This window comes from Streptomyces sp. H27-D2 (assembly GCF_035828615.1).
GTDB lineage: Bacteria > Actinomycetota > Actinomycetes > Streptomycetales > Streptomycetaceae > Streptomyces.
The window spans coordinates 2,139-7,274 of the sequence record NZ_JAYMZR010000171.1; the positions used below are offsets into that span (position 1 = coordinate 2,139).

General features: G+C 75.0%; 4 protein-coding genes. 3 read left to right on the forward strand and 1 reads right to left on the reverse strand.

The features are described from left to right. Window positions 1-95 precede the first annotated feature (95 nt). The gene (locus tag QMK28_RS33260; protein ID WP_326443419.1) at window positions 96-1,571 is read right to left on the reverse strand and encodes a S41 family peptidase; all 1,476 of its coding nucleotides are present in this window, start codon (window positions 1,569-1,571) and stop codon (window positions 96-98) included. A gap of 243 nt (window positions 1,572-1,814) precedes the next feature. Between QMK28_RS33260 and recN the strand changes: the two genes are divergently transcribed. From recN to QMK28_RS33275, 3 genes are all read left to right on the forward strand, one after another. Beyond that, window positions 1,815-3,560, forward strand: a complete 1,746-nt coding sequence (gene recN / locus QMK28_RS33265; RefSeq protein ID WP_326443424.1) for a DNA repair protein RecN — start codon at window positions 1,815-1,817, stop codon at window positions 3,558-3,560. 77 nt (window positions 3,561-3,637) lie between these two features. Next, on the forward strand, window positions 3,638-4,507 hold the full coding sequence (locus tag QMK28_RS33270; protein ID WP_443050905.1) for a hypothetical protein: 870 nt from the start codon (window positions 3,638-3,640) through the stop codon (window positions 4,505-4,507). 330 nt (window positions 4,508-4,837) lie between these two features. After that, window positions 4,838-5,136, forward strand: a 299-nt coding sequence (locus QMK28_RS33275) for a glycosyltransferase (RefSeq protein WP_326443420.1), incomplete at its 3' end; no start/stop codon positions are given.

Here is a 5,136-nt window from a genome sequence, read left to right on the forward strand (position 1 = left end):
GCCGGAGACTGGGGGAGGGCTGAATCCAGCCCGTTGGGGGCACCCCGAACGGGGTCTGCGGGAGATTGAGGACAGCGCGGCCGAGGTCGCGTGACCTACCCGCCCTTCCCGGCGAGGAGCACGCGGGCGCGCGTCAGCGCCGAGTCGCGGTGCTGCTCGAACTCCTCGTCGGTGAACACCGGCGTGCGCAGGTGCGGCGGGATGCCCGCGCCGTCGAAGGTCCGGCCGTCCGCCGTCAGGAACTCCTCGTTGGGCAGTTCGAACGTCCAGCCGCCCGGCAGCTTGCGTTCGAGGGTGTCGGAGAAGGCACCCTGGGTGTTCTCGCCGATCCGGGTGGGCGCGGGCGTACGGCCCATCAGCGACTGCGTGAAGGTCTCGGCGGCGCTGACGCTCAGCCGGCCGGTCAGGACGGTCACCGGTCCGGTGTAGGCCGGGCCGTCGTACGGGCGGACCTGGACGGGCCGGCCGGCGGTGAACTTCCGCGGGTCGGCCGGGTCGTTGCGCGCGTGCTTGGTGTACGCGAGGAACCCGCGGTCGGTCAGCCGGGAGGCGAGGCGCAGGCCGAGCTGGTCCGAGCCGCCGCCGTTGAAGCGCAGGTCGATGACGAGACCGCGCAGCGCCCTGGGGCCTTCGGTCCTGGCCGCGGTGAAGACGTTGTCGAGCGCCCGGTCGAGTTCGGCCACGTCGCCCGGATAGCCGCCCTTATCGGTGAAGCCGGTGAACCGGGTGAGCCGCAGATAGCCGATCCGGCCGGGCAGGTCCGCGTAAGCGATGGCCCCCTGACCCCAGCGCCGCTGCTCGACGCCGACGCTCTCGGCAGTCGCGTTGTCGATCCGGGCGATCGAATCATCGGTCGGCATGGTGGTGTCCTCGCGCAGGCCGCCGAAGCTCCTGCCGGGACCCGCCTCGATACTCGTGTGGACGTCGTGCAGCGGTTCGATCATGTCCCGCAGGACGCCGAACAACTGGTCGTCGGTGGTCTCCGCGGTGATCCGGGGGCGGTAGCGGTCGCGTACCGCGTCCCAGTCGATCCCCTTGGCCGCGAAGAACGGGTAGTTCTCGGCGTAGGTATGCCAGAAGACGTCGAAGACCGTTCTCGGGTCCTTGCCCGGCCGGCGGCGGCAGTTCTCGGGGAGCGCGGCCGTCCGGTGCAGCTCGCGCCACCCGGCGTTGTCGGCGAATCGCAGTTCGGCGCGGTTGCGGCCGTCCGGCGTCACGGTGATGCGGGCGGCGTCCGGCGCGTCGAACTCCGTCCGGCCGTCCGCGTCGGGCCGGCCGGCCCTGGTGCCGCCGGCGGTGCCCGGCAGGCAGCTGACGGCCGTGGTGGCGTAGGTGCGCAGCCGGGTGCCGTGGATGGTGACGAGGGTGCCGTAGCCGTCCATCCGCCAGACCCCTTCCAGGGCGGCGTGGCGGCCGGTGGCGGCTGCCGGCTCCGTACGCGGCCCGGTGGCGTTCGCGTGGGCCGCGGTGGTCAGCAGGGCCGCTGTCGCGAGCAGCAGGGCCGTGGCGGAGGCCCGGCGGCGGAGTGGGCGGCGGCGAAGCGGGTGCCGGCGTTGCTGTGCGGAGGTCATGGCATACCTCTGGATCGGGCCGACGAAGGAGTCGGGACAGGGCTGCTGAGAGGGCGGAGCAGGGGCGCGCCGTCGGTCGTGGCTGCCCGGTTCTCAGCCTCGCGGAGGCGGGCCGGGGTCGCCATGGAGGGATCACCCGGGTCGTGGTGGGGCTCTCCCCAGGCTCGCCGGGAGGCCGTCCCCAGGGGCGGCCGTCGCGCGCCGCCCCCGGAACCTCGTAAGGTCGTGTCCGTGTTGGAGGAGATGCGGATACAGGCGCTCGGGGTCATCGACGATGCCGTCGTCAAGCTGTCACCAGGCTTTACGGCGGTGACCGGTGAGACCGGCGCGGGCAAGACCATGGTCGTCACGAGCCTCGGCCTGCTGCTCGGAGGGCGCGCTGACGCCGCTCTGGTGCGGATCGGGTCCAAGGCGGCGGTCGTCGAGGGCCGGATCACGGTCGAGCCGGGGTCACCGGCCGCCGTACGGGCCGAGGAGGCGGGCGCCGAGCTGGACGACGGCGTGCTGCTCATCAGCCGTACGGTGTCGGCCGAAGGCAGGTCGCGCGCCCACGTGGGGGGCAGGTCAGCGCCGGTGGGGCTGCTCGCCGAACTGGCCGACGAGCTGGTCGCGGTGCACGGCCAGAGCGACCAGCAGGGGCTGCTGCGCCCCGCCAGCCAGCGGCAGGCCCTCGACCGGTACGCGGGCGACGCCGTGTCCGTGCCGCTGGCCGAATACACCGGCGCGTACCGGCGATTGCGCGCCGTCAGCACCGAGCTCGACGAACTGACCACCCTGGCGCGCGAACGCGCCCAGGAAGCGGACCTGCTGCGCTTCGGCCTCGACGAGATCGCCGCCGCCGAGCCGGGCCCGGACGAGGACACCGAACTGGCCGCCGAGGCGGAGCGGCTCGGCCACGCCGAGGCCCTCGCCTCCGCCGCCTCCGCCGGTCACGCGGCCCTCGCGGGCAACCCGGAGGACCCGGAGTCGGTCGACGCCACGACGCTGGTCGCCGGCGCGCAGCGCGCCCTGGAGGCCGTACGCGCCCACGACCCGGTGCTCGCAGCCCTCACCGACCGGATCGGCGAGGTCTCCATCCTGCTGGCCGACGTCGCCGGGGAGCTGGCCGGATACGCCGACGGCCTGGACGCCGACCCGCTGCGGCTCGCCGCCGTCGAGGAGCGCCGGGCGACCCTGACCCATCTCACCCGCAAGTACGGCCGCGACGTGGGCGACGGCGAGGGCTGCGCCGCGGTGCTGGCCTGGGCCGGGCAGAGCGCGACCCGGCTGACCGAGCTGGACGGCGACGACGACCGGATCGGCGAACTGGCTCAGGAGCGCGACACGCTGCTCGCCGAACTCGCCGAACTCGCGCAGACGCTGACCGACGCCCGCACCGAATCGGCGAAGCGATTCGCCGACGCGGTCACCGCCGAGCTCGCCGAGCTCGCCATGCCGCACGCCCGGGTCAGCGTCGAGATCCGGCAGAACGAGGTCACCGGCAAGGCGATCGGGGTGCTGGTCGACGGCCGTACGGTGGCCTTCGGCGCGACCGGCGCGGACGAGGTCGAGCTGTTGCTCGCGCCGCACCCCGGCGCCCCGCCCCGGCCGATCGCCAAGGGCGCTTCCGGCGGTGAGCTCTCGCGCGTGATGCTCGCGGTCGAGGTCGTCTTCGCCGGCACCGCCCCGGTCCCCACCTACCTCTTCGACGAGGTGGACGCGGGCGTCGGCGGCAAGGCGGCGGTCGAGGTCGGCCGCCGGCTCGCCAGGCTGGCCAAGTCCGCCCAGGTCATCGTCGTCACGCACCTTCCGCAGGTCGCGGCCTTCGCGGACCGCCAGCTGCTGGTCGAGAAGACGAACGACGGATCGGTGACCCGCAGCGGCGTCACGATCCTGGAGGGCGAGGACCGGGTGCGCGAGCTGTCCCGGATGCTGGCCGGCCAGGAGGACTCGGAGACGGCCCGCGCGCACGCCGAGGAACTGCTCGAAACGGCCCGTTCGGACCGCTGAGCGGGGCGGTGGGGTGGCTGCCGGTCCCCTTGAGCGTGGCGCGCACGGCGAGCGGGTGGGGAGCGGGGATCGGCTTCATGATGATGTGTCACAGCGGGCCGGGCAGGCGGGCGTCCGCGTTGCTCGCGGCGGCGGGTGCGGCGGGTGCGGCTCGGGCCGGCAGTGCGGCGCTCCGGCGGTGGCCGCCGGGCGAAGCCGCGCTGTGGGAGCGGGCGAACCACGCCGGCCGCCCCGTGGATCTGTACGGCGGGCTCGCCGCCGCGTCCGCGACCGTAGTGGCCACGGGCCTCGCCCCCGGACTGCCGGGCCGGGTCCGCGCGGCGGCGGCGCTCGCGACTCTCACGGCGGCCGGCTGCGGCGCGTACGACGATCAGGTGGGCTCGTGCGGCCCGCGCGGCTTCCGCGCGCATCTGTCCGCGCTGCGGCGGGGCCGGATCACCTCGGGCACGGTGAAACTGCTGGGCGTCGGCACGGCGGCGCTCGCCGCGGGCGCGCTGCTCAAGACACGCCCGGCCGACAAGCTGCTGGCGGGAGTGGTCGTCGCGGGCACCGCCCACCTGGTGAACCTGCTGGACGTACGGCCCGGCCGCGCGGCGAAGGCGCTGCTCGTGATGGGTGCGCCCGTGCTGCTGCGCGGGGGCGTCGCGGGCCTGGTGGCCGCGGCGCCGGTCGGCGCGGCGGCGGCCGTGCTCGGCGACGACCTGGGGGAGCGCACCATGCTCGGCGACGCGGGGGCGCACGCGCTGGGCGCGGCGCTCGGCGTCTCGGCCGTCGTGGCGAACGGCCGGGCCGGGCTCGCCCTGCGCGCGGCGGTACTCGTCGCGCTTGCGGCGGCCGGCGAGCGGGCCGGGGCGGCGGGCGGTGAACGGGGCGGATTCGGTGAAACTCTGTGGGATCTGCCCGGAATCCGAGCGGTTGACGCCCTGGGACGCCGCGCCGGCCAGTAGGTTTCTCGTACCGTCTGTCCGGTCCCCCGTTCGAGTGGTCCCACAGGCGTACGGACGGGCCTTCGCAAGGTGCCGGCAGCGCGGTGGTGCCTGGCGGCGGCGCTAGGCTGGCATCCTGGGCACGGCACAGCCGGGCCCTCGCCAACGAATGCGCGCGGCCGGCCCTACGCAGCGCGACCCGGTGAGACCCGGTCGAACGCGAACATGCGGCGCAGTCGAACACGACCGGCTCGACACGAGTGGGCACAGCACAGCACGGCACGGCGCCGGGCATCCGCCCGCAACGTCCGACGCCGAACCATCCGACGCCGAATCAGGAGTCCTAGAGACGTGAGCAGCACCCCGGCCCCGCCGCACGGGCAGTCGTGGCTGCACGCTGTCCAGGTCCTGGGCGGCGGCAGCGCCGGAAGCGGGGCGCACGTCCGCTCGCTGGCCGCCGGGCTCGTCGCCCGCGGCGTGCGGGTAACCGTTTGTGCCCCTTCCGACTCCGAGCTGGCGTACGGCTTCGCCGACGCGGGCGCGCGCTTCGAGCCGGTCGGCAGGCGCACGGACGCGGCCGGCCTCGGGCTGCTGCGGGGCGCCTGCGCCGACGCGGACCTGGTGCACGCGCACGGCCTGCGTGCCGGGCT

Excerpts from the sequence above, each read along its gene's own strand:
- QMK28_RS33260 (WP_326443419.1), bottom strand. The coding sequence starts at position 1,571 with ATGACCTCCGCACAGCAACGCCGGCACCCGCTTCGCCGCCGCCCACTC.
- recN (WP_326443424.1), top strand. The coding sequence starts at position 1,815 with ATGCGGATACAGGCGCTCGGGGTCATCGACGATGCCGTCGTCAAGCTG.
- QMK28_RS33270 (WP_443050905.1), top strand. The coding sequence starts at position 3,638 with ATGATGATGTGTCACAGCGGGCCGGGCAGGCGGGCGTCCGCGTTGCTC.